Here is a 23,121-nt window from a genome sequence, read left to right on the forward strand (position 1 = left end):
AAATGTCAAAGTTTGTTGTTGGTCTTACAGGCGGCATCGGTAGCGGTAAAACGACTGTTGCCAATTTATTCGCCGCAGAAGGCATTACCTTAGTCGACGCCGATATCGTTGCCCGCGACGTTGTCGCTCTGGGTTCAAAAGGGCTTGAGGCCATCGTTAGCCATTTTGGCATTGAGATGTTAACGCCTGAAGGTGAACTCGATCGCGCCAAACTGCGGCAACGGATATTTAGCCACCCTGAAGAACGTGAATGGTTAAACCAGCTATTGCACCCCATGATCCGCCAAGAAATGCTAGCGCAGGTAGAAAAAGCAACCTCAGCCTATGTAATTATGGTCGTGCCCTTGCTATTTGAGAACGGGTTAGATAGGTTAGTCAATCGGACTTTAGTGGTGGATATTTCGCCTGAGTTGCAAATCAGCCGCACCATAAAAAGGGACAATGTTGATGTATCTCAAGTAAATAACATCATTAACAGCCAATTGAGCCGCAGCGAAAAACTCGCCCGAGCCGACGACATTATTGATAATCAGGGAGAGATATCAACCTTAAAACGAGATGTGCTAGCATTGCACCAACGCTATTTACAACTATCTGGTACTCATAACGCCCATGACTGAATTAGTTTACGAACAGCCCCTAAACGAGAAAATTCGCAGCTACTTGCGGCTCGAATACCTCGATAAACAGCTGCAAAGTAACCTAAGCAATGACCACCAACATAGATGTTTTTATCCGCTGTTTTCCCTCTGTGAATTGTCTGAACGCTGCGATTATCGCAATGAAGTATTAAAAGATATTGAGCGGCACTTGCTGCAACTGAACAAATGGCAAGAATTAGATCACGTCGACCACCAGCAAATCAATATCTATATCAACGCCCTCACCCAAGCCCGCGAACCGTTACAAAAGCCTGAACGCTTCGGCAGCCAATTAAAACAAGACAAATTTATTTCCGCACTTCGACAACGCTTCGGCATGCCAGGTGCTTGCTGTAACTTCGACCTACCGCAACTGCATTATTGGCTATCTAAACCTTGGGAAGAAAAACAGCACGATTATCGCTCTTGGATAGCACATTTTGAACCTTTACTTACCCCGATCACGTTACTACTTCAACTGACTCGTAGCACGTCCCATTATGACAATGCCATTGCCCATGCAGGCTTTTATCAGGGCGACAGTGCCCAAGCACTTGCTTTGGTAAGGGTTAAAGTCGATGCTTCCCACGGGTGTTATCCTACGATTAGCGGCCATAAAAACCGTTTCGCTATCCATTTTGTGCAGTTTGAACAACAACGCCACTCCGACCGTTCAATTGATTTCTTACTGGCTACCTGTGCATGAAGCCTTTACACTAATGGCCTGAAAGACATTAGTATTGGCGGCCGCTTTATCGCCGTTAACCAAGAGAACAATTATGCCATTGACCGTTAACTGCCCTATTTGCAAAGCCCCTGTCGAGTGGGTGCCACAATCTGCATTTAAACCTTTTTGCAGCGAGCGCTGTAAGTTGATCGACCTCGGCGATTGGGCGTCAGAAAAACACGTCATCCCAGTCAAAGCCGAGTTTGATCCAGAAGCATTTGATGAATTTGATCTCGATGAAGGCGATTTTTTTAAAGAGTAATTTTGGGTTTACACACGAATCACTCAGCTCAAGCCTTTAATGCACCTACTTTTACCCACTCATTAATCGATAAATATTATGACTAAACGCATCCATGTTGCCGTCGGCATTATTACTAACTCGGCCGGTGAAATTCTGTTGGCAAAACGCCCAGATCATTTACATCAAGGTGGGAAATGGGAATTTCCTGGCGGTAAAGTTGAGACAGGCGAAACTGTCACTCAGGCATTGATCCGTGAACTCAAAGAGGAAGTCGCGCTCAATGTCACTGATAGTCAGCCATTTATGGCGTTGAGTTTCGATTATCCCGATAAACAAGTGCTACTCGATATCCATTCAGTCACCGAATTTAACGGCACAGCTCAAGGCCTTGAAGGTCAGCTTATCGCTTGGGTCACTAAAACCGACTTAACCAATTACGACTTCCCAGAAGCTAATAAGCCTATTCTTGAAAAAATTCTGGCTCAGTAATCCAGCAATTTACCTTATCCTCTCAATGTGTTCTATCCCCGAATCGCGATTCGGGGATGTGCTGTTTCAATGCCTTAACTCCAGAAACTATGCAATTATGTGATCGTTAAGCTTATAGATATTAGCAATGCGTGATCTTGCTTGCAGCAAATCAATTAATCGCTTTAATCGTATCCAGAATAATGTTTGAATCGAATTTCATTCTTTCTCTTCGATTTCGAGGGCGCATCATGCACAATAACGTTAAGGCATTCCTAGCCACTACCGCCTTATTTTTTAGTTGTCAGGTACTAGCCAATGGTGGCTGTGGATTTGAAGAACAACAACAGGGTTTAATTGCGACCTGCAGTGAGGAGAAACAAGAAGTGATTTTAACTGGCATAGTAGAAGCACAACATTTAGTCACAGATCTCAATGAGTTTGCTGAAGGGTATAAAACCTATCAAGTCGATACCACTGCAATCACCCCGCTTAAAAGCATCACTGAACCTACAGAAATTGTAGTGATCATTGGTACTTGGTGCCCAGATTGTCACCGGGAAACGCCGCGCTTTATCCGTATTATGGAAGAAGTCACTAATCCCAATATTAAAGTGACCTATATTGGTGTCGACCGAACGAAAAAAGATCCCGAAGGCTTAGCCGCAAAATACGACTTTACCCGCATTCCAACCTTTATTGTACTGCAGCAAGGTAAAGAAGTTGGCCGCATCGTAGAACGCCCAACGGTTTCCTTAGAAAAAGATCTCGCCGATTTATTGAAATAATCGACACAGTACAAAAACTAAAGGCCGCATCGCGGCCTTTAGTTTTTATCATGTTTTAATAAAATATTAGCTGACTTCGTCAATAATCCGCTGAGCTAACATCACTAAAACACCTTCACGTAATGCGCCGCCAGATAAGGCTAAATGCTCGATCCCCAGCAACTCAAACAAAGCCAATAGAATAGCGACACCCGCAGCAAAAGTCGGTGCTCGCTCACTGCAAAGCCCTGCAATCCCCATTAAGCTAATATCTTCTTGAGCGAGGATCTCAGCCTTCAACTGAGTAAGCACATCGAGTGTGATAGTTTCAGATAACCCTCGGTGAAGTAGCACTTCTACCACGGACTGTACAGCGCCGGAGGCACCAACGACACAATGCCAACCTAGATCACGTAGGGTTTGTCTATGCTCTGCTAATGCGATTAGCACTTGCTGCTTAGCATCATCGAAATCTAACTGCTGCAGTGGCAAACTGCTGAAAAATTGGCGATTATAAGTCACACTACCAAAGGGCAAACTGGTTTTGAACAGCACTTGATGCCCATCACCAATGATGAACTCTGTACTCGCCCCACCGATATCAATAACCAAGCGACGGCCTTGACCACAAGTGGTCGCCACCATACCTTGATAGATAAGCTCTGCTTCACGCATTCCAGAGATAATTTCGATCGGATGACCTAAGAGTGGCAATGCACGCTGATTAAACTCATCAGCATTGCTAATACTGCGAAGAGTTGCAGTTGCAATCACAGCAACATGGTTTGCTTCAATCTTATGTTGCACCAACATCTGGGCAAACATACTCAAACAGTCGAGGCCGCGCTGCATGACATCGGGGCTTAATTTGCCATCGTTGCCTATGCCTTCGGCGAGCCTCACCTTGCGTTTATATTTCGCAATAATATGCGGCTGACCACCACGCGTTTTGGCGATCAGCATATTAAAACTATTTGAGCCTAATGTTATAGCGGCATAAGCGGGTATTGGCATTTACGAATGTCTACGTGTCCTATCATGACGAGGAGGGCGAGCACCACTGCGTTGAGCACCAGGACGGCTTGCCCCTGAACGATCACGCAAGTTTCGAGTGCCGCTAGGGTGTTTACGGTGGATCTTCGCTGGCGTAGGAATATCGGCCAGTAAAGCTTCACTGTCGTAGTTACTTACTGGAATCGAATGATTGATGTAGCTTTCGATTGCAGGCAAGTTCAATGCGTACTCTTCACAGGCAAAGCTTATCGACATGCCTTTGTTACCCGCACGACCCGTACGACCGATTCGGTGAACATAGTCTTCGCAATCATCAGGTAAATCATAGTTATACACGTGTGAAACGTCAGAAATATGTAAACCACGAGCCGCAACATCAGTAGCAACCAATATATCTAGCTGGCCACTGGTAAATTGCTCAAGGATACGAATACGCTTTTTCTGTGGCACATCACCCGTTAATAAACCCACACGATGTCCGTCACCTTCAAGCCAAGACCAAAGCGTTTCACAACTGTGCTTAGTGTTGGAGAAAACGATGGCTTTTTCTGGCCAATCTTCTTCAATCAAGGTCAACAGCAAACGCATCTTCTCTTCTTGGGAAGGATAGAAGATTTCTTCTTTGATGTTTTTGGAGGTTTTTTCTTCGGGGGCGATTTCGACTTTAACGGGCTCATTCATATGATCATAAGCCAGCTCTTGTACTTTCATGGACAAGGTTGCCGAAAATAACATATTAAGACGTTGATTTGCCTCAGGCATACGTCTAAATAAGAAGCGAATATCTTTAATAAAACCAAGATCAAACATACGATCGGCTTCATCAAGTACCACAGCCTGAATTGAATTCAAGCCAATAATACCTTGGCGAACGTAGTCGATAATTCGACCCGTTGTACCAATCAAGATATCAACACCTTGATCTAATACTTTACGCTGCACATCATAACTTTCACCGCCATAAACAATACCCACCTTTAAGTGTGTGTGCTTAGCGAGTAAAATCGCATCTTTGGCAATCTGAATCGCCAGTTCGCGAGTAGGGGCCATAATGATGGCGCGGGGCTGATTAATCAGTCGACCTTCAGGTATGGGAGTCGATAATAAATGATTAAACGTGGCGACCAAAAAGGCCATTGTCTTACCAGTGCCCGTTTGTGCTTGGCCTGCGATATCTTTTGATTGGAGTAATACAGGCAGTGATAACGCCTGAATCGGCGTACAAAATTCGAAGCCGTTCTCGGCAAGGGCCTGTTTAACCTCAGGATGTAGAGGTAGGTCGGCAAACCTTTGGGTAGATAGATGTGTTTCGCTCATAGCGCAAGCTTACCTGTTGAGGTTGCAATAAGATACTCGATCGTTTGAAATAGCCACATTGTAAAAAGGTAACTTGAAAAGCTATTTTTCAGCCCCAATATACATGGTAAGCCATTAACAAACCAGCAATGGCACCCAAACTGGAGAACATCATGAGCGATAAAATTATATACCTGAGTGACGACAGCTTCGAAAACGACGTATTAAAGTCTGATTTGCCAGTATTGGTAGACTTCTGGGCCGAGTGGTGTGGTCCTTGTAAAATGATCGCTCCAATTTTAGACGATGTGTCTGAAGAATATGCAGGTCGCTTGACTATCGCTAAATTAAACGTTGACCAAAACAATGTTTCTCCAGCGAAATATGGCGTTCGTGGCATCCCAACTTTACTGCTATTCAAGAACGGCGAATTAGCCGCGACTAAAGTTGGCGCACTCTCAAAAACGCAATTGAAAGAGTTTATTGACGCTCAAATCTAATTTGACGTCGTAATGAGTGACCTCCGGCACAAGCTATAAATTAATTGTGCCGGAATTTCCCTAAATTTCTGGACGCCCCGCTTTGTTAGTGCTACTTTAATAACCAGATTCTTTCTAATAACCTCTTCTCGCTCGTCAATCACTATCCTGAATTACATCCTTACTGATTGATCGCGGTAAGCTTTGTCGCGTAACACAAGACCCCCAAAATGAACTTAACTGAATTAAAAGACACGCCGATTTCTGACCTAGTCTCGCTAGCTGAAAATATGAAGCTCGAAAATATGGCCCGCGCTCGCAAGCAGGACATTATTTTCTCAATCCTTAAAGCCCACGCAAAAAGTGGAGAAGACATTTTCGGTGGTGGGGTATTAGAAATACTCCAAGACGGTTTCGGCTTCTTACGCAGCTCAGACGGTTCTTATTTAGCTGGTCCAGATGACATCTATGTCTCACCAAGCCAAATTCGCCGCTTCAACATGCGAACGGGTGATACCATTTTTGGTAAAATTCGCCCACCAAAAGAAGGCGAGCGTTATTTTGCTCTATTGAAAGTCAACGAAGTTAACTTCGATAAACCAGAAAACTCCCGTAATAAAATCCTCTTTGAAAACTTGACCCCACTCCACGCAGAAGAACGTATGCGTATGGAGCGCGGCAATGGCTCAACTGAAGATATTACCGCGCGTATTCTGGATTTATGCTCACCGATTGGTAAAGGTCAACGTGGTTTGATCGTTGCACCACCAAAAGCCGGTAAAACGCTATTACTTCAAGGTATTGCTCAAAGCATCAGCTACAACAACCCAGAAGTGGTGTTGATGGTATTGCTGATCGACGAACGCCCAGAAGAAGTAACAGAGATGCAGCGCCTCGTTAAAGGCGAAGTTATCGCATCAACCTTCGATGAACCAGCCAGCCGTCACGTTCAAGTTGCCGAAATGGTGATTGAAAAAGCAAAACGTTTGGTTGAGCACAAGAAAGACGTCGTTATCTTACTCGATTCGATTACCCGTTTAGCCCGTGCTTATAACACTGTTATCCCATCATCGGGCAAAGTGTTAACTGGTGGTGTAGATGCCAACGCCCTGCACCGTCCAAAACGCTTCTTCGGTGCGGCACGTAACATCGAACACGGCGGCAGCTTGACCATTATCGCCACAGCCTTGGTTGATACGGGTTCTAAGATGGACGAAGTGATCTACGAAGAATTTAAAGGTACAGGTAACCAAGAGCTACATTTGTCACGTAAAGCGGCAGAAAAGCGTGTGTTCCCAGCCATTGACTTCAACCGCAGCGGTACGCGTCGTGAAGAAAAACTCACGACTCAAGAAGAACTGCAAAAAATGTGGATCCTGCGTAAGATCCTCAATCCTATGGATGAAGTCAGCGCAATGGAATTCTTAATCGATAAATTGGCGATGACCAAGACTAACGAAGAGTTCTTTACCGCCATGAAACGCACTAAGTCTTAAATCTCAGTGAGTCTCTAAACTAAAAGCCGCATTATGCGGCTTTTTTGTTATCTAAGATTTTTTCACTGCTAATATTTTACTCAAGTTTTTACTCAAAGCCTGTGTTCGCTGCCGGAGCATTTCCCGCAGTAAGAGCACGACAGGCGTAACATGTTCACGTCCTGGGCACACTAAGTACAAATCGACGGGCTCCCCCTGATACTCAGGCAACAAACGTACTAATCGCCCTGAGATTAAGTCATCGGCCAGATCTAGACTCGACTTAAATACCAACCCTTTACCAGCCACAGCCCAACGGCGGGCAATCTCGGCATCATTAGCACTACGATTGCCCGTGACACGCACTTTGAATTCTTGACCATCACGCCTAAATAGCCATTGATCGTGGGTGCGATCATCTAACTTATAAAACAAGCAATTATGCTCAACTAATTGCTCTAACGAATCAAGCACACCAAACTTGGCGAGATATTCAGGTGAGGCGCACAAGACACGATCAACACTACAGATAGGGAAAGCCACTTGGTTAGAATCCTGCGGTTTTCCATAGCGCACGGCGACATCAATTTTATCGTGGTAAAAACTGCTGATATTGTCGCCAAGGTGCAAGCGCACTTGCAGTTGAGGAAAATCGAGCAAAAAATCGTCGAGCCAAGGCACAAACAAATTACGACCAAAGTCTGAAGAAACCGACAGGCTTAAAGTGCCAGATATTTTACCTTTATCACTGGCGATAGCCTGTTCGCCAAGCGCTAAATCGCTTAGCGCACGTCGGCAATGAATAAGATAACGTTCACCTTGCACAGTCAAACGTAAGCTGCGTGTCGTGCGGATAAATAAACTAGTATCGAGCTGTTTCTCAAGCCGTTTTATTGCTGCACTGGCAGAAGCAGCCGAGATATCCATCTCGGCTGCTGCGGCAGATATATTGCCGCAATCAGCGACTCGCACGAACAAAGCTAAATCATTAATTAGCATGATTATCAAAAATCCTTTGAAAAAATTACAAACTTTATCCTGTTTATCTCTTAGCTAATATTCCACACAATGGCTACACGATACAAGTACACTCAAACAAGTAAACTCCAGCAAGTACACCCAGAGGAATAAACATGAAAGCCATTGGTTACCAGACAGCAGGTGCAATCACATCGCCCAATGCATTAGAAAACATCACGCTAGCCGAGCCAACTGCGACAGGTTTTGACCTTTTAGTGGAAATCAAAGCCATTTCTGTCAATCCGGTTGATACAAAAATCCGTGCATCTAGCTCAGCGCCTGCAGGCGAATACAAAATTATCGGCTGGGATGCGGTCGGTGTCGTCAAAGCCATTGGTGAGAAAGTCAGTCTTTTCAACGTTGGCGATGAAGTGTGGTATGCGGGCGATATCAGTCGCAGCGGAAGTTATGCAGAATATCAATTGGTTGATGAGCGAATTGTCGGCCATAAACCTAAAAGTTTAACCTATACCCAAGCCGCGGCATTACCTTTAACGGGGATTACGGCATGGGAGATTTTATTCGACCGTTTAGCTTTACCCCAAGATGGTTCGGCAACTGACGCCCGTATTTTAATTATCGGTGCGGCCGGCGGTGTGGGTTCAATCATCACTCAGCTTGCAGTAAAACTCACAGGTGCAGAAGTAATAGGCACTGCATCTCGTCCAGAATCCGCCGCTTGGGTGCATAAGCTTGGTGCCGATGCTGTTATCGACCACACCAAGCCACTTTCACAGGAACTTGCCAATATTGGCATTACTAATGTGACCCATGTGATTAGCTTAACCCAAACCGATCAGCATTTTGATGAAATAGTACAAGTGCTTAAGCCACAAGGAAAACTAGCATTAATCGATGATCCTAAGGGGCCATTAGATGTGATGAAACTTAAGCGTAAAAGCTTATCCTTACACTGGGAACTGATGTTTACCCGCAGCCTATATCAGACCGAGGATATGATTGCGCAACATCATTTACTCAACCGCTTAAGCGCTCTTATCGATACAGGCGAGTTACAGAGCACGTTCGGTGAGCACTACGGCACCATTAATGCCCAAAACTTGATCAAAGCTCACGCTCAGATAGAGTCTGGCAAAGCGATCGGTAAAATTGTTTTAGAAGGTTTTAACCAATGAAAATAGCAGTATTTGCCCAAATCATAGCGAATCAAGGCCAAAGCGATACGCTATTTAAGATACTCAAGCAACTCGTGACAGACACTCATACCGAAGCTGGCTGCATCGAATACAAACTGCATCACTCATTAGATGATGAAAATATCTTCTGGATGTACGAAATTTGGCAATCCCAAGCAGCACTGGATGAACATATGGCGAGTACGCACTTTCAAGCATTCGTCGCTCAAACCGCAGACATAATCAATCGAGCTGACATTCACAAAAGCTACGCCTGCTAATCAACAAAAAAGCGCCAAACACGTTGGCGCTTTTCATCATTTATCACTCATCAAATCAAAGTCATGGCCATCTTACGGCGTAAATACGCAATTTGCTGCATGTGTGGCAAATCCTTAGGACAGTTGTCTTGGCAGCCGAGTAAAGTCATGCAGCCAAACACGCCATCCTGATTGCCAATCACATGGTAAAAATCCTCCGCAGTGCGCGCATCACGGCTATCCATCTCGAAACGGGCTATTTTCATCATGCCCACAGCGCCGACAAAAGTTTCACGCATTTGTTTAGTCGCACAGGCAGAAACACACACGCCACATTCAACGCAGCGCTCTAGCTCATATAAACGCGCAGCTTCATCTGGGTCCATAGGATCTTCAAGCCGATGCACGCTTATATCATTGGCCTTAGGGTGTAACCACAGCTTTAAGCGTTCGGCCAGTTCCCGCATAAACTTACCAGTGTTAACCGAGAGATCACCAATCAACTCAAAACCTGGCAGCGGCATTAAGGTGATTTCGCCCTTAGGATATTTGGCCGTTAAGGTGCGGCAAGCTAGCGTCGGGAAACCGTTGATCACCATAGCGCAGCTACCACAGATACCAGCACGACAAACAAAGTCGAACTGCAATGAAGTGTCTTGTTCTTCCCTGAGTTTATTAAGGGCGATAAATACCGTCATCCCCGGCGTTTCGGTGAGATGATAACGCACCATTTTCGGCTTATCGTTTGGGTCCTGCGGATCATAACGAAAGATATTAAAGGTTAACTGGCGACCTTGGCTCATTATGATTTTTCTCCTAACGCATTGGCAGATGGACTTTTTAAAGTATCACTTAAACGTTCATTATTGGGTTGTAAACTCTCGGGTAATTCAAAGGGCATAAGAGCCCGCTGCCTTTGATAACGGTCAGCATCATCACCTAGCTCAGCTAAAATCTCGGCAATTTGCTGTTCACGCTTTTCGGTATCAGGATGCACTATGGCGTTGTTGATGCCATAACCACGATAACCCGGCGGGAGTTCCATCTTCATCACATCGAGTGCTTCGTAGTTAAGCACAGGTTCGAGTGCATCGGGATCCGGCCAGCTGGCCAAGGTGCGATTCAGCCAGTCTCGATCATTTCGCTGCGGATAATCCTCGCGAGCATGGGCACCACGACTCTCTGTTCGCGCCGCTGCGCCGCAGGCTACGGTTAGCGCCACTTTTAGCATACGCTTGACCCGCAGGGCTTCAACTAACTCAGGATTGGCGTGACGCTTTTTACACTTAAGTCCGAGTTTACGCGAACGCTCGAGCAACACTTTTAGCTCGGCAACCGCTTTTTCAAGCTCGGGGCCATTACGGAAAATCCCCACATAATCCATCATGATGCGCTGCATTTCGCGCTTGAGCTCAAAGGCGCTCTCGTGACCATCACCCTCGACCAGCACATCGATTTCACTCTGCACCTGCTGCATAAACTGTTCAGCAAGCTGAGTGTCGATCTCAAGGCTATTGTTCTCACAAAAATCGGCGACATATTTACCAATAATCATGCCGCCAACCACGGTTTCGGCCAACGAATTACCGCCTAAACGGTTAAAGCCGTGCATGTCCCAACAGGCCGCCTCACCTACGCTAAATAAGCCTTTAAGCTGCGGACTTTCACCTGTGGCATTAGTCCGAATACCACCCATAGAATAATGCTGAGTTGGGCGTACAGGGATCCAATCTTTAGCGGGATCGATGCCAAGGAAATTCTCACAAATTTCCTGTACTTCCCTAAGATTCGTTTCAATATGCTTGCGACCTAAAAGGGTAATATCTAGCCACAAATGCGGGCCATAAGGGCTATCGACGCCCTTACCTTTACGTATATGTTCGGTCATGCGACGCGATACGACATCCCGCGATGCCAACTCCTTTTTATCGGGCTCATAGTCAGGCATAAAGCGGTAACCGTCTTTATCGCGCAATAAGCCGCCATCACCACGACACCCTTCCGTTGTTAAAATGCCCACGGGAACAATGGCAGTGGGATGGAATTGTACCGCCTCCATATTGCCAAGCCTTGCCACGCCAGTTTCCAATGCCAACGCTTGGCCAATACCTTCGCAGATAATCGCATTGGTCGACACTTCATAAATTCGGCCATAACCACCAGTGGCTATCGTAGTGGACTTAGCCACATAGGCTCTAAGTTCACCCGTAATCAAACAACGAGCAATCACGCCATGGCAACGCTTCCCATTGTGAATAAGTGCCAAGGCTTCGATACGTTCATGGACGGGAATATCCATGGAAATCGCTTTGTTATCCATAGCGTATAACAGCGAATGACCTGTACCGTCGGCGGTATAACAAGTGCGCCATTTTTTAGTCCCGCCAAAATCACGGGCGTTGATAAGACCATGGGCTTCTTGGGCCTCATGTAGCGTGACTTTTTGCGCATTGACTATCACTTCTCTCGGGCCAGCAGTCACCCGAGACCAAGGCACGCCCCAATTGGCCAGCTCACGTACTGCCTTAGGTGCACAATGGGCAAACATCCGTGCGACATCTTGATCGCAGCCCCAGTCGGAACCTTTTACCGTATCTTGAAAATGCACATCCTCATCATCGCCCATTCCCTTAACGGCATTGCCTAAACTCGCCTGCATACCCCCTTGAGCAGCAGCAGAGTGGGAACGTTTTGCAGGAATGAGTGACAGAACTAAAGTGTCAAGCCCACGCTCTTTCGAAGCGATAGCGACCCTTAAGCCCGCGAGCCCAGCTCCTACCACCAATGAATCGGTATAAATCAGTTTCACGCCTGCTCCTTAATAGGGTCTATTGTTTTGTGCTGTTTTTTTTATGTTCGACATTCTATTCACTGATTAACTTAATCATTGATTAAAAGCGGAATTAACTCGCGTAGGGTAAAAATGCCAAAAGTGAGGCGACACCAACAGTGACAAATAGCACACTCACTATGGTCTTGATCTTACGTAATCGACTGCGGTTGTTGAGATCCCGCGCCGCGCCCCATTTCAAAGCCACACGGTAAATGCCAATTGCTGCATGTAACTCCACAGTGAGCAGTAAAGGCAGATACACCATCCAGACACCTTGATTCCAAATACGATCGGCGCTTCCCTGAGGGCCAATGGTTTCGGGAGCCGAGCCAATAAGCCACAAATGCACAGGCAACAGCAGTAGAATCACTACACCGGTAATGGCTTGCCAGCGCCACAAGCGAGTATCGCTGTGGTTGATCACTTGCATTTGTTGGCGTAGAGCCCTTTGCTGACGCAGACTCATGGGTAATTTTTGCAATGCCACTAACACGTGCACTAACGCCAAAATGGCAATACCAATGGCAATACAAGTCACTACCCAAGGATAACCGTGTCCATCAGCGGACAGAAAACTCAGCTCCATAGTGCGAGCAACCCAACTCATGGCATCCGCACCCAATAAAATCGATGACACTAACACTAAGTGGGTCCACAAAAAGACTGCGAGTATTACCCCTGACAAACTCTGGCTTAAATCCAGCCAAGCACTCCATTTTTTAATATTTAATTTGATCGCCATCCTATCGCCTCACGCCGTTGACCTTATCGAGCCAATCTCATTAAGTCTTATCGCAAACTAATATCGCTCACACATCCACACGAAAACGTGAGCCAGATCAATTGAGTGCTGAATAATTAACCTAATGCTTAATAATAGCAGTGAAACAAAATCCTGCTGCTGGCTTAAAGCCTACTCAGGTACGAAGGGCTGCACAGGAATACCGAGCTCGCTACCGATAAATAGATATGAAACAAGGCTCGCAGTACCAAGGCATAGCAAATAAATAATCAGCACCTTAGCGAATTTTCGCAGACCTGAACGCTGAGTGGTTATGCCCCACTTTACCGCCACGCGATAGAGACCAATCATGGCGTGTACCACTACAGCAGGAAGTAACAGCGCATACAGCAACCAAGCATTATCGTGATAAACCCGCTCAGCCGATAAATGCGGGCCAATTTCGGGATTCAAAATCATAGTGAAGAGATGAACAGGAACGAGGAAAAATAAGATAAAGCCGGTGATCAGTTGCCAAAACCACGCATGGGTATCCTTATGCTTGATATTCCCCATGTGCGAACGCAGGGCTCGCCATTGCCCTAGCTGCGCCGGAAAACGCCGTAGCGCCACCGCGGCATGTACTATCACCACCAATAGCATAAACACTGAAAACACTTTAGTGACTATAGGAAAACCATGTCCTGTGCTGCTAAACATTCCACCTTCAAGCAACTGAACGACCCGATAAAAAGCCTCTTTACCCAGCAAAATACTCGATTCAAAATGCATGTGTAATAGTAAAAAGCTGCCAAGCATAATCCCTGTCGCACTCTGCAGCCTATCTGCCTTAGCCGACCAAGGATGACCTAGCGGTGTACTCACCCTATTGTGAACTCGAGTTATGCTTGTCATCTTGAATTAACCTATGTCGTTTATCGTTGGCACCTCTTGGCAAACTACACCATAGCAGCAACTCAAATCAGGCTTCAGTGTCACAGATTTAAAGCGTGAGCCAACTCACCTGACGGAGTTAAACTCTTAGAAGATGATCACAAAAAACGTATCAAAACCAAACAAAGGTAAAACCAATTAACCAATATTTTTCATAGTGTTATATCAAATAATAAAACTGACAATTCGTTTTTTAACACCAATCCATACCCGCCAGCTAACGCCTTGTCTGTATAGACAAAAGCGTAATACCAGGATAGCCAGTCGTCGAACCTAAACCCTAGTGGTAACCAAACGACCTTACCTAAAGCGCTTTAAATTCCCGCTACATCCTGCATTTTGGGATAGTTTGGGTATACAATACCGCGATATTTTGAACCCTTAGTTTATGAACACTCAGTCACAGGATGCCCCCATGCCTTGGATCCAACTCCGTATAAACACCAATAGCGATGACGCTGAAACCATCAGCGACTTGCTCATGGAAGAAGGTTCAGTCTCTATCACCTTCGAAGACGGTAAAGATACCCCTATTTTTGAACCTAAACTGGGCGAAACCCCACTGTGGCGCGATACCGTTGTCGTTGCCTTATTCGATGCAGAAACCGATCTGACACCGACCATCGCCATGTTGAAAACCTTGCCTTTCCTCGGTGAGAACTTCAGCCATAAAGTCGAACAAATTGAAGATAAAGACTGGGTACGCGAATGGATGGATAACTTCCACCCAATCCAATTCGGCACACGCTTATGGATCTGCCCAAGCTGGCGCGAAATCCCTGATCCAACCGCGGTTAATGTGATCTTAGATCCGGGTCTTGCCTTCGGTACTGGCACTCACCCTACGACAGCACTGTGTTTAGAGTGGCTAGACAGCTTAGATTTAAGCGATGAAGAAGTGATCGATTTTGGCTGTGGTTCAGGCATCTTAGCCGTAGCAGCACTGAAACTGGGCGCGAAAAAAGTCACAGGTATCGATATCGACTATCAAGCCATCGACGCCTCGCGTGCCAACGCCGAGCGCAATGATGTCGCTGACAAGCTAGCCTTGTACTTGCCAGAAGACCAACCCGCAGATCTCAAAGCCGACGTACTGGTCGCTAACATTCTTGCAGGCCCTCTGCGAGAATTAGCGCCTTTGATCGCAGAACGCGTAAAAACCGGTGGCAAACTTGCCCTTTCCGGTCTCCTCAAAGAACAAGCCCAAGAAATCTCTGACTTTTATAGCCAATGGTTCGATATGGACGCAGCGGCTCACAAAGAAGATTGGAGCCGCTTGACAGGTAAGCGTAAATAGCGCTAAAGGGTGGCGCAACATGCGCCACCGCTGGCTTCCAACAATTTAGTCTCTGACTTCTCGTCAATTAAAAGTCAAGAAAAAAAATTACCTCTAGGTCATTTATTGACCTTTTCACGGCCAACAAAAAGGGCTACTATAGCGCCCCTTTGAAGAGCTAAGGTGAAACATAAAATGCAGATTGGACCCTATCAACTGAACAATCAGCTGATCGTGGCACCAATGGCAGGTGTCACCGATCAAGCCTTCCGCAATCTTTGTCTTCGTTATGGTGCAGCCTTAGCGGTTTCCGAGATGCTTTCATCCAATCCCGAGGTTTGGGATACAGATAAAAGCCGCCAGCGCATGACGCATTCTGGCGAGGAAGGCATCCGCTCAGTGCAAATTGCAGGGGCTGATCCTGATTTAATGGCGCAAGCTGCCTTGTTCAATGTCGAACAAGGTGCTCACATCATTGATATCAACATGGGTTGCCCGGCGAAAAAAGTGAATAAAAAGCTGGCAGGCTCGGCGCTAATGCAAAATCCACCGCTGGTAAAAGAGATTTTACAAGCCGTGGTCGCCGCAGTGAACGTGCCTGTCACGTTAAAGATTCGCACCGGCTGGGAGCCAGAGCACAAGAATGGTGTTCAAATCGCCCAGATTGCAGAGGATTGTGGCATAGCCTCGCTCGCCGTTCACGGCCGCACGAGACAATGTATGTACAGAGGCGACGCTGAGTACGACACTATCAAAGCAATTAAACAGAATGTCTCGATTCCTGTTGTCGCCAATGGGGACATCGACAGTCCGGAGAAAGCCCGCTTTGTGCTGGAATACACCGGTGCCGATGCCTTGATGATAGGACGGGGTGCTCAAGGACGGCCTTGGATTTTCAGAGAAATCCAGCACTACTTGGAAACGGGTAATAAGCTAGCGCCCATTGAGGTTGCCGAACAGCGTCAAGTGATGCTGGAACACCTCACCAAACTGTATGACTTATATGGTGAATACAAGGGTATCCGCTTCGCCAGAAAACATATGGGATGGTACCTAGACCAAGAAGCTCAGCGCCAATTTAGGGCTGACTTTAATCGGCTGGAAACCGCTGCAGAACAGTATTCCCTCGTGGAATGTTATTTTGATGAATTAGTACAGAATTAATAAAGAGCAGAATAGAATGTTTGATCAGACAACTAACACAGAAGTTCACCAGCTTACCGTTGGCAAAATCGAAACCGCAAACGGCACTATCAAGCCCCAGTTATTACGTGACGCCGTCAAGCGTGCCGTAACTAACTTCTTCGCACAGTTGGACGGTCAGGAAGCACAAGAAGTTTATGAAATGGTGCTAAGCGAAGTTGAAGCGCCCCTGCTTGACATCATCATGCAACACACTCGTGGCAACCAAACCCGCGCAGCAAACATGCTAGGTATCAACCGTGGTACTCTGCGTAAAAAATTGAAAAAATACGGCATGAATTAATCCGCAAGGATTAAGCTGTTGTATTGAAAAAGAAAAGGCCTGAAGAGATTCAGGCTTTTTTGCTTTCTGATACACCATTTTCTAATGTAAACCTTTCTAATGCGCGCCCTTCTTATGCACATAGTTACACAGTTACCATCATGCTTGGTTTGCCACGCCTCTCACGCCAACTAAGACATCATTCACCAATACAATGCACTTAGCTGCTCTAGCGACCAAAATTAATAAATAATCCATACAGCCCATAGCACAACCTTGACACGAGCCATCGGGTTTTAAGTTATAATGCATTTAAAAATCAGTCTGTTAATTCTAAAACTTTTTAGCCGTAGGTTTTACATTGTCATTGAATCACTCTGAACAAGATATCAAACACAGTTGGTTTGGCCGTTTCTTTATTGGCAAAGCTGATGCGGTAAAACTCACCACGAGTGGTATTAGCATTAATCGCACTAAAGGCGGCTTTTTTGCTCACTCTCGCAGCGCTAACAAAGTAGCAGCTGACGAATGTTTTACCTGGCAACAGCTCGATTCCCCACCATTTTTTACCTTAAGTCCACTAGGTTATCTACTCGGTTTCACGGTATTAGGCAAAGCCTATCAACTGCCGTTTCTCAGCTATTTTGCACAACATCAATTTAGCTATCAAATCGCACAGTATTGGGCAAATGCCAATGGGCCGCGCGTTGCTGAGTTAATGGCGAAAGTGGATAAGACACTGACACACACTTATTTACGTGAATCACGGGTGGAAATGATACAAGCCAGAGTCGCGCGCGAATATCAGCGTTGGTTCCCTTGGTGTGAAAACCTGCCATTAGCGAGAAATCTACACACAGGGTTAGCGAGGCTTAAGCAAATCAACCGATGGACTCGCGCCGATATAAAGCAACTGCGTGAAGATTATATTCAGTCGCAGCTCATTAAATTTGCTGACTATTTTGAGCATGTAGAATCTAATCCCTTAACCGAAAAACAGCGCCGAGCTTGTATTATCGATGATAACAATAACTTGTTATTGGCAGGCGCAGGCACGGGAAAGACCAGTGTGATGGTTGGTCGAGCAGGATATTTACTTAAGAGTGGTCAAGCAAAAGCCGATGAAATATTGCTATTAGCCTATGGCCGTAAAGCGGCTGACGAGATGGATGAGCGGATTAAAAGCAGGCTTGGTACGGATGATATCAAGGCGAGCACCTTCCACAGTTTAGGCTCAAAAATTATCGCCGACGTTGAGCGCGCGAAACCGAGTTTGTCCCCTTTAGCGGAGGATGACAAAGCCAAAGAGCTGTGGGTGCACAATACCCTTGAGACTTTGATTGAAAATGAGGCTTACCGTAAACAGCTTTTCGAGTACTTCAGTCGTTTCTATTATGTTGAAAAAAGCCCATTCGAGTTCGATATGGAAGGCGAGTATTTTCAATACTTGAATGATAACGATATTCGCAGTCTTAAAGGTGAGCGAGTCAAAAGCTTTGGTGAGCTCTACATTGCCAACTGGCTATTTAGCAATGGCATCGAATATGTCTATGAAGCTAAGTATAAGCATGATGTGCGCAGTATTGATTTTCGTCAGTATCAACCCGATTTCTATCTGCCTGAATACCAAATTTATCTTGAATACTATGGTATTGATGAACACCAGCATACCGCTCCTTATATCGATAACCAGAAGTACTTGGAATCGATGGCATGGAAACGCCAGCTACATCAACAGCATGGCACTAAATGTGTTGAGCTATTTTATTACCAACATAAAAAAGGGTTGTTAATCAGTAAGCTTGAGCAAGCTTTACAGGTCTTTAAAGTACAATATGCGCCCTTACCCGATGAAGCCATACTAGCAACCCTACATGAACTTGGCCGCGTGACCGAATTGGCAAAAATGTTTAGTCAGCTGATAGGGCTGTATAAAGCGGCTTGCCTTGATGAACATGGGCTTGAGGGTGTATTTGCTCGCGCCGCCGATGCTCAGCAGACCCGCAAGGCATTCGAACTGCTTGAGCCTATACTCACGCGCTATGAGCAGCATTTAGCAATAAATGGCGACATTGATTTTGAGGACATGATAGGCAAAGCGTTGACGTATTTACAACGCGGGCAATTTATTAGCCCGTGGCGTTTTATTATGGTGGATGAGTTCCAAGATATTTCAGAACCACGTGCCCGCTTAGTGCGTGCCTTGAGGGATTCCTGTGCCCCCCATTCTAAAGCGCTGGCGTCTTTATTTTGTGTCGGGGATGACTGGCAGGCAATTTATCGTTTTAGCGGTGCAGATGTGAGTTTAACCACGCAATTTAGCCAATATTTTGGCCCAACAGCCCAAAGCTACTTGGATCTGACTTTTAGGTTTAACAGTAGTATTGGGCAAGTCGCCACTCAGTTTGTTACCCAGAATCCCACGCAATTGAGGAAGGACATTCGCTCCCTCATGCAGGTAGCCTACCCTGCAGTCTCAATATTACGCCGCGGAGAAAACGAGCAGTCAAGCCTAAATGAACCAAGCCCAAATGCACTGGAACAAGCATTAACGGCCATTAGTGCAAGGATAAGCGCTAGAAGTGACAAACTTAACAGCGTAGCAAGCGTCTATTTACTGGCACGTTTTTGGTTTCAGTTACCCGATAACATCCAAGTTAACCAACTTAAAGCTAAATATCCCAACTTGAAGATTGAGTGCCAATCTTTTCATGCTTCGAAAGGGAAAGAAGCCGATTATGTGGTGATCATGGGGATGAAAACGGGAATGCATGGCTTCCCTTCAATGAAAATCACTCCTCCGATACTAGATGCATTTTTACCAAAAACGGAAGCGTTTGAATTTGCAGAAGAACGTCGACTGTTTTATGTCGCGTTAACGCGGGCAAAACACCGCGCCTATGTGATTGCCGATATGACAGACGTGAGCCCATTCGTCACCGAACTGCTTACAAAAGGCTACGCAATTGAACAAGATGAGTTCAGCACCTCTTTAGTACAAAGGTTATTTGAAGACATAAAATGCGTGCGTTGTAGCACGGGAACGCTTAAGCCTAGAACGGGAAAATTTAAATCGTTTTATTCCTGCTCACATTTTCCCCTTTGCGATCACAAGGAAGAAGGTTGTGAGCTCTGTGCTAGCCCAATGACCCGCACACGCTTTGCTGGCTTTAAGGTATGTTTGAATGAGAACTGTGGTCATATAGCACCACTTTGTAGCCTCTGTGGTGGCGATATGCTGTTAAAGGATGGTCGATTTGGCCCCTTTTGGGCTTGTCGCAATTACCGCGGGCAAAACCTACCCAGCTGCATGAATATTCTAAACAAGGCCAAGTTGTCGCTCCCAAGCGAGCGACCCCAAAAGCATGTGAGCTAGATGCAAGAATGCTCAACAAAAGCCTATAACAATGAGTCGCAACTCATTTTTATAGGCAAGGGATTTAGAGTAAAAAGAAGAAATAAACAACGAGGAAAAAGGAGCTGAGTGCGCCAATAACCACTGGGTAAATAAGATAAGCATCTTGCGCTCTGGCAGCACGAATAAAACATAAATGAGCCAGAAAATAATTATAGATAAAAATCATAATTGAAATCATAACACCATGGCTAAAGCGTAATGTATTCATATTGAGTGCAACAATAATAAGCAATAGCCAATTCAGCAGAATAAGATACAGAAAGACCTTCTGTAATTTATCCGAGCCGTTTCGATGAAAAGATGCAGCCATTGCATATCCTATATTTTCGCCCGTAGTCTAATTGCATCAATCAAGTTCTGGACTTCAGCTTTATCACGATAAATCCAGCGAGCGCCTAAGAACTTCAATCGACCTTTAATCGTGTGTTCTCGAGTTACCTCACATAAGACTCGTGTTTGCTCAAGTTCAATATAGAATCTCCTCCCTACTGGCAGTGGTTCATTGCACAAAATCCCAACACCGCCAATGCTAATATCTTTTATATTTGCAGTTCCAATCGGCGTAATAACAAACCAGCGAGTTGTTGATAAATTTACTGTCAGGCCATCGCATGCAAATGCGAGTGGCGCTCTTTTATTTCTTCTCAGGCTAAATCTTTGATGAGTTCGACGATTATCAAATTCAATAATCTGATACTCAGGGGTCGCTTCAACTTCATCCTCAGAATGTACAAACTCTTCATACAGATTCATAGTCATCCCTAACAAATGAGAGCGGGTATTAACACTAGCGAGTGTTTGCTTGGCGCTTAATTTCGTTGATTGTAACGCCACTTGGGACTGTATCGATCGAAGCGCCAATCATGCCTCTTAATAACTGTTCAGCAGAGGAGGTTAAAATAAGCGCCTCAATCCGGCGATTAGCTGCCGCAGCAGTATCCGAAGTGATGTAAGGAACCTGATCAGCCATACCCGTCACCTGAATAACCTGATCGCGTTTAACACCGCCACGCTCAAGCACTCTTCGTGCTAATAGTGCTCTTTCACTCGATAATTCCCAATTAGTAAATAAACTGCCCGCATAAGGCGTTGAATCCGTATGACCCGAAATGACCATGCTGTTGGTGACATTTTTTAAAATAGGCCCTAAAGATAAAAGTAATTCTTCAAAATAGGGCTGCATCTGTGCACTGCCCCGCGTAAACATAAATTGATTCACATTATCGTGAATTAAGATGCGTATGCCTTGAGGCACAATTGTCACGGCAATATTTTCAGCCATGCTCGAGCTTTGCACGACTCGATTCAATTCTCTGGCGAGCACAGTTAATTGCGCCTGAGTATCAAATTGCCCAGGGATGAGTGCACCTTCCTCTAATCCTTCTGACTCCGAACCTCTAGGCATAGAATTGGAAGGTATGATTGGAGGAGCAATAGACATATTTCCTTCTAAATCAATAATCGAAGATGACTGACTTAGCTCAAATGGATTCATTGGGCCAGTGGGATTCATATCTCCACGTAAATACTGCACTATCATGGTTCGCTCTTTTTGATCTGCGATTTGCATGATCCACAGCACCATAAAGAGCGCCATCATAGCAAGCGTGAAATCGGCAAAAGCGACTTTCCACGCACCACCATGCCCATGATTACGCTTTCCTCGCTTTCGCCGCTTGATAATAATCGGCTCATTTTTATGGAGCATTAGCTTCTCTGCCCTTCCATCCAACGTTCTAATTCTATAAATGAAGGACGATTTTCACTTTGTATTTGTTTCCGTCCCGCATCAATAGCCATCATTGGTGGTTTACCTTTTGAAAAGGTCACTAAAATAGCGGCTATGCACCGAAGCTGTGCCGATTTACGATCAACCAGATGTTCTAATGCCTTTGACATTGGGTCGAAGAAACAATAACACGCGAAAATACCAATAAATGTACCGACTAATGCAGCGGCAACTTTGACACCAATCATAGTAATTGGGCCATCAATATTAGACATAGTAATGATAATACCGAGTACAGCAGCTAAAATACCAAAGCCAGGCATAGCCTCACCCACTTTACTAAAAGCTTCCGATGGTCGTAATCTGTCCTCTTCTATACGATGAATCTCTTCTTCTAGGATATGCTCTAAATCATGGGGAGATATTTTCCCAATAGACTGCACTCGTAAGTTATCAATTAAAAACTGTAAAACATTTGGGTGATTGAGCACGGCTGGGTACATTAGAAAAATAGAACTTTGCTGAGGATTTTCTAAATGCTCATCGAGTACTTTTAAGCCTTGGGATTGGATCTGAGCCATTAAAGTGCCCATCAAAGGAAATAACTGAGGATATAATTCAGGATCTTCTTTACCCTTATTAAATAATTCTTTTAACTGCTCAAGCATTTCTTTTAATACTGATTGCGGGTTAGCAATAATGAGCGCTCCAACTCCGGCGCCCATAATGATTAAAATTTCAGCAGGCTGCCACAATGCAGACAAAGCCCCACCCGCCCAAACATACCCACCAAACACAGAAGCTAAAATGATTAACAGCCCAACTAGTTTACTCATTACGATCTTCTCACTTTTAAACTTTAGCGCTGCAATATTGTTTTTAACTGTGAAATAGCTGATTTATGCAGCTGGCAAATACGCGTTTCAGTCAATCCCAATGCCATAGCTATCCAGGGCAAGATCACGAACATTTTTCAACCAAACCAAGCTAGTAGTTGACCCAATCGCCAGCTTATGATCAGATACTGCCTTTTGCAAAAGGGCAATTCCGTGAACCTGAACGTATTTTCTGAACACTTTTCCAGCATCGAAGACACTCGCCAGTCCGCCAAAGTCACTTACCCACTGTTTGATGTGCTGTTTCTCACGCTATGCGCTGTGATTGCTGGCTGTCAGGGCTGGGAAGATATTGAAGATTT

General features: G+C 45.3%; 25 protein-coding genes. 14 read left to right on the forward strand and 11 right to left on the reverse strand.

Annotated features, from left to right (window positions below; genetic code table 11):
- Positions 1-2: 2 nt before the first annotated feature.
- The 5 genes from coaE (at position 3) to L5M49_RS20395 (ending at position 2,868) form a co-directional block, all read left to right on the forward strand.
- Positions 3-620, forward strand: coding sequence for a dephospho-CoA kinase (gene coaE, locus L5M49_RS20375; protein WP_263266742.1), 618 nt, complete (start codon positions 3-5; stop codon positions 618-620).
- Positions 613-1,347: a cell division protein ZapD gene (gene zapD, locus L5M49_RS20380; RefSeq protein ID WP_198573099.1), complete on the forward strand. Its 735-nt coding sequence runs from the start codon at positions 613-615 to the stop codon at positions 1,345-1,347. Before coaE ends, zapD begins: the two co-directional genes overlap by 8 nt.
- A gap of 73 nt (positions 1,348-1,420) precedes the next feature.
- Complete coding sequence (yacG, locus tag L5M49_RS20385) at positions 1,421-1,630, forward strand: DNA gyrase inhibitor YacG (RefSeq protein ID WP_006083355.1); 210 nt, start codon at positions 1,421-1,423, stop codon at positions 1,628-1,630.
- A 78-nt stretch (positions 1,631-1,708) separates the two neighbouring features.
- Positions 1,709-2,101, forward strand: coding sequence for an 8-oxo-dGTP diphosphatase MutT (gene mutT, locus L5M49_RS20390; RefSeq protein WP_131523409.1), 393 nt, complete (start codon positions 1,709-1,711; stop codon positions 2,099-2,101).
- Between the two features lie 230 nt (positions 2,102-2,331).
- The gene (locus tag L5M49_RS20395; RefSeq protein ID WP_106649212.1) at positions 2,332-2,868 is read left to right on the forward strand and encodes a thioredoxin family protein; all 537 of its coding nucleotides are present in this window, start codon (positions 2,332-2,334) and stop codon (positions 2,866-2,868) included.
- 66 nt (positions 2,869-2,934) lie between these two features.
- Here L5M49_RS20395 and L5M49_RS20400 read toward each other — a convergent pair whose 3' ends face one another.
- The gene (locus L5M49_RS20400; protein WP_263266743.1) at positions 2,935-3,861 is read right to left on the reverse strand and encodes an exopolyphosphatase; all 927 of its coding nucleotides are present in this window, start codon (positions 3,859-3,861) and stop codon (positions 2,935-2,937) included.
- Positions 3,862-5,178 (reverse strand): ATP-dependent RNA helicase RhlB, encoded by a 1,317-nt coding sequence (rhlB, locus tag L5M49_RS20405; RefSeq protein ID WP_063884693.1) that lies wholly within the window; start codon positions 5,176-5,178, stop codon positions 3,862-3,864.
- 152 nt (positions 5,179-5,330) lie between these two features.
- Here rhlB and trxA point away from each other — a divergent pair, with 152 nt between their 5' ends.
- Both trxA and rho read left to right on the forward strand, forming a co-directional pair.
- Positions 5,331-5,657, forward strand: coding sequence for a thioredoxin TrxA (trxA, locus tag L5M49_RS20410; protein ID WP_105250415.1), 327 nt, complete (start codon positions 5,331-5,333; stop codon positions 5,655-5,657).
- 209 nt (positions 5,658-5,866) lie between these two features.
- Positions 5,867-7,132, forward strand: coding sequence for a transcription termination factor Rho (gene rho / locus L5M49_RS20415; protein WP_011787892.1), 1,266 nt, complete (start codon positions 5,867-5,869; stop codon positions 7,130-7,132).
- A 51-nt stretch (positions 7,133-7,183) separates the two neighbouring features.
- Here the strand turns inward: rho and L5M49_RS20420 are convergent, their stop codons facing one another.
- On the reverse strand, positions 7,184-8,110 hold the full coding sequence (locus L5M49_RS20420; RefSeq protein WP_173496206.1) for a LysR family transcriptional regulator: 927 nt from the start codon (positions 8,108-8,110) through the stop codon (positions 7,184-7,186).
- Between the two features lie 134 nt (positions 8,111-8,244).
- On the opposite strand from L5M49_RS20420, the gene L5M49_RS20425 reads away from it, so the two are divergent.
- On the forward strand, positions 8,245-9,267 hold the full coding sequence (locus L5M49_RS20425; protein ID WP_263266744.1) for a zinc-binding alcohol dehydrogenase family protein: 1,023 nt from the start codon (positions 8,245-8,247) through the stop codon (positions 9,265-9,267).
- Entirely contained in the window at positions 9,264-9,548 is a 285-nt protein-coding gene (locus L5M49_RS20430) for a putative quinol monooxygenase (protein WP_263266745.1), read from the forward strand. The genes L5M49_RS20425 and L5M49_RS20430 overlap by 4 nt, the downstream gene beginning before the upstream one ends.
- A 50-nt stretch (positions 9,549-9,598) precedes the next feature.
- On the opposite strand, the gene L5M49_RS20435 is transcribed toward L5M49_RS20430, so the two are convergent.
- The 4 genes from L5M49_RS20435 to L5M49_RS20450 all read right to left on the reverse strand — a co-directional run bounded on the left by L5M49_RS20435 (position 9,599) and on the right by L5M49_RS20450 (position 13,996).
- The gene (locus L5M49_RS20435) at positions 9,599-10,330 is read right to left on the reverse strand and encodes a fumarate reductase iron-sulfur subunit (RefSeq protein ID WP_263179321.1); all 732 of its coding nucleotides are present in this window, start codon (positions 10,328-10,330) and stop codon (positions 9,599-9,601) included.
- Positions 10,330-12,336 carry a fumarate reductase flavoprotein subunit gene (locus L5M49_RS20440; protein WP_263266746.1) on the reverse strand — a complete coding sequence of 669 codons (2,007 nt, stop codon included), beginning with the start codon at positions 12,334-12,336 and terminating at the stop codon, positions 10,330-10,332. The genes L5M49_RS20435 and L5M49_RS20440 overlap by 1 nt, the downstream gene beginning before the upstream one ends.
- A gap of 94 nt (positions 12,337-12,430) precedes the next feature.
- Complete coding sequence (locus tag L5M49_RS20445; protein ID WP_173247897.1) at positions 12,431-13,102, reverse strand: fumarate reductase cytochrome b subunit; 672 nt, start codon at positions 13,100-13,102, stop codon at positions 12,431-12,433.
- Between the two features lie 171 nt (positions 13,103-13,273).
- The gene (locus L5M49_RS20450; RefSeq protein ID WP_263198006.1) at positions 13,274-13,996 is read right to left on the reverse strand and encodes a fumarate reductase cytochrome b subunit; all 723 of its coding nucleotides are present in this window, start codon (positions 13,994-13,996) and stop codon (positions 13,274-13,276) included.
- Between the two features lie 454 nt (positions 13,997-14,450).
- Between L5M49_RS20450 and prmA the strand changes: the two genes are divergently transcribed.
- From prmA to L5M49_RS20470, 4 genes are all read left to right on the forward strand, one after another.
- Positions 14,451-15,332: a 50S ribosomal protein L11 methyltransferase gene (gene prmA / locus L5M49_RS20455; RefSeq protein ID WP_105250427.1), complete on the forward strand. Its 882-nt coding sequence runs from the start codon at positions 14,451-14,453 to the stop codon at positions 15,330-15,332.
- A gap of 174 nt (positions 15,333-15,506) precedes the next feature.
- Positions 15,507-16,475, forward strand: coding sequence for a tRNA dihydrouridine synthase DusB (gene dusB / locus L5M49_RS20460; RefSeq protein WP_106649201.1), 969 nt, complete (start codon positions 15,507-15,509; stop codon positions 16,473-16,475).
- A gap of 16 nt (positions 16,476-16,491) precedes the next feature.
- Entirely contained in the window at positions 16,492-16,797 is a 306-nt protein-coding gene (gene fis, locus L5M49_RS20465) for a DNA-binding transcriptional regulator Fis (protein ID WP_006083371.1), read from the forward strand.
- A gap of 340 nt (positions 16,798-17,137) precedes the next feature.
- The gene (locus L5M49_RS20470) at positions 17,138-20,152 is read left to right on the forward strand and encodes a UvrD-helicase domain-containing protein (protein ID WP_263266747.1); all 3,015 of its coding nucleotides are present in this window, start codon (positions 17,138-17,140) and stop codon (positions 20,150-20,152) included.
- A gap of 64 nt (positions 20,153-20,216) precedes the next feature.
- Here L5M49_RS20470 and L5M49_RS20475 read toward each other — a convergent pair whose 3' ends face one another.
- The 4 genes from L5M49_RS20475 to motA are packed head-to-tail and all read right to left on the reverse strand — an operon-like array spanning position 20,217 to position 22,759.
- Positions 20,217-20,504: a hypothetical protein gene (locus L5M49_RS20475; protein WP_113940804.1), complete on the reverse strand. Its 288-nt coding sequence runs from the start codon at positions 20,502-20,504 to the stop codon at positions 20,217-20,219.
- Between the two features lie 8 nt (positions 20,505-20,512).
- Positions 20,513-20,947, reverse strand: a complete 435-nt coding sequence (locus L5M49_RS20480; protein WP_113940805.1) for a pilus assembly protein PilZ — start codon at positions 20,945-20,947, stop codon at positions 20,513-20,515.
- A 34-nt stretch (positions 20,948-20,981) separates the two neighbouring features.
- Positions 20,982-21,902, reverse strand: coding sequence for a flagellar motor protein MotB (locus L5M49_RS20485; protein WP_263266748.1), 921 nt, complete (start codon positions 21,900-21,902; stop codon positions 20,982-20,984).
- The gene (motA, locus tag L5M49_RS20490) at positions 21,902-22,759 is read right to left on the reverse strand and encodes a flagellar motor stator protein MotA (RefSeq protein ID WP_263208964.1); all 858 of its coding nucleotides are present in this window, start codon (positions 22,757-22,759) and stop codon (positions 21,902-21,904) included. The genes L5M49_RS20485 and motA overlap by 1 nt, the downstream gene beginning before the upstream one ends.
- Before the next feature lie 177 nt (positions 22,760-22,936).
- On the opposite strand from motA, the gene L5M49_RS20495 reads away from it, so the two are divergent.
- A partial coding sequence (locus L5M49_RS20495) for a transposase family protein (RefSeq protein ID WP_411569100.1) occupies positions 22,937-23,121 on the forward strand: 185 nt, incomplete at its 3' end.

Origin of the sequence: Shewanella sp. SM74 (assembly GCF_025653725.1) — a bacterium.
GTDB lineage: Bacteria > Pseudomonadota > Gammaproteobacteria > Enterobacterales > Shewanellaceae > Shewanella > Shewanella oncorhynchi.

What these genes read in the sequence shown, in the direction of transcription:
- L5M49_RS20485 (WP_263266748.1), bottom strand. Translation starts at nt 21,902, where the DNA reads ATGCTCCATAAAAATGAGCCGATTATTATCAAGCGGCGAAAGCGAGGA.
- L5M49_RS20420 (WP_173496206.1), bottom strand. Translation starts at nt 8,110, where the DNA reads ATGCTAATTAATGATTTAGCTTTGTTCGTGCGAGTCGCTGATTGCGGC.
- rhlB (WP_063884693.1), bottom strand. Translation starts at nt 5,178, where the DNA reads ATGAGCGAAACACATCTATCTACCCAAAGGTTTGCCGACCTACCTCTA.
- L5M49_RS20475 (WP_113940804.1), bottom strand. Translation starts at nt 20,504, where the DNA reads ATGGCTGCATCTTTTCATCGAAACGGCTCGGATAAATTACAGAAGGTC.
- prmA (WP_105250427.1), top strand. Translation starts at nt 14,451, where the DNA reads ATGCCTTGGATCCAACTCCGTATAAACACCAATAGCGATGACGCTGAA.
- motA (WP_263208964.1), bottom strand. Translation starts at nt 22,759, where the DNA reads ATGAGTAAACTAGTTGGGCTGTTAATCATTTTAGCTTCTGTGTTTGGT.
- L5M49_RS20430 (WP_263266745.1), top strand. Translation starts at nt 9,264, where the DNA reads ATGAAAATAGCAGTATTTGCCCAAATCATAGCGAATCAAGGCCAAAGC.
- mutT (WP_131523409.1), top strand. Translation starts at nt 1,709, where the DNA reads ATGACTAAACGCATCCATGTTGCCGTCGGCATTATTACTAACTCGGCC.
- zapD (WP_198573099.1), top strand. Translation starts at nt 613, where the DNA reads ATGACTGAATTAGTTTACGAACAGCCCCTAAACGAGAAAATTCGCAGC.
- L5M49_RS20400 (WP_263266743.1), bottom strand. Translation starts at nt 3,861, where the DNA reads ATGCCAATACCCGCTTATGCCGCTATAACATTAGGCTCAAATAGTTTT.
- trxA (WP_105250415.1), top strand. Translation starts at nt 5,331, where the DNA reads ATGAGCGATAAAATTATATACCTGAGTGACGACAGCTTCGAAAACGAC.
- L5M49_RS20395 (WP_106649212.1), top strand. Translation starts at nt 2,332, where the DNA reads ATGCACAATAACGTTAAGGCATTCCTAGCCACTACCGCCTTATTTTTT.
- yacG (WP_006083355.1), top strand. Translation starts at nt 1,421, where the DNA reads ATGCCATTGACCGTTAACTGCCCTATTTGCAAAGCCCCTGTCGAGTGG.
- L5M49_RS20450 (WP_263198006.1), bottom strand. Translation starts at nt 13,996, where the DNA reads ATGACAAGCATAACTCGAGTTCACAATAGGGTGAGTACACCGCTAGGT.
- L5M49_RS20435 (WP_263179321.1), bottom strand. Translation starts at nt 10,330, where the DNA reads ATGAGCCAAGGTCGCCAGTTAACCTTTAATATCTTTCGTTATGATCCG.
- L5M49_RS20445 (WP_173247897.1), bottom strand. Translation starts at nt 13,102, where the DNA reads ATGGCGATCAAATTAAATATTAAAAAATGGAGTGCTTGGCTGGATTTA.
- fis (WP_006083371.1), top strand. Translation starts at nt 16,492, where the DNA reads ATGTTTGATCAGACAACTAACACAGAAGTTCACCAGCTTACCGTTGGC.
- dusB (WP_106649201.1), top strand. Translation starts at nt 15,507, where the DNA reads ATGCAGATTGGACCCTATCAACTGAACAATCAGCTGATCGTGGCACCA.
- L5M49_RS20425 (WP_263266744.1), top strand. Translation starts at nt 8,245, where the DNA reads ATGAAAGCCATTGGTTACCAGACAGCAGGTGCAATCACATCGCCCAAT.
- rho (WP_011787892.1), top strand. Translation starts at nt 5,867, where the DNA reads ATGAACTTAACTGAATTAAAAGACACGCCGATTTCTGACCTAGTCTCG.
- L5M49_RS20480 (WP_113940805.1), bottom strand. Translation starts at nt 20,947, where the DNA reads ATGAATCTGTATGAAGAGTTTGTACATTCTGAGGATGAAGTTGAAGCG.
- coaE (WP_263266742.1), top strand. Translation starts at nt 3, where the DNA reads ATGTCAAAGTTTGTTGTTGGTCTTACAGGCGGCATCGGTAGCGGTAAA.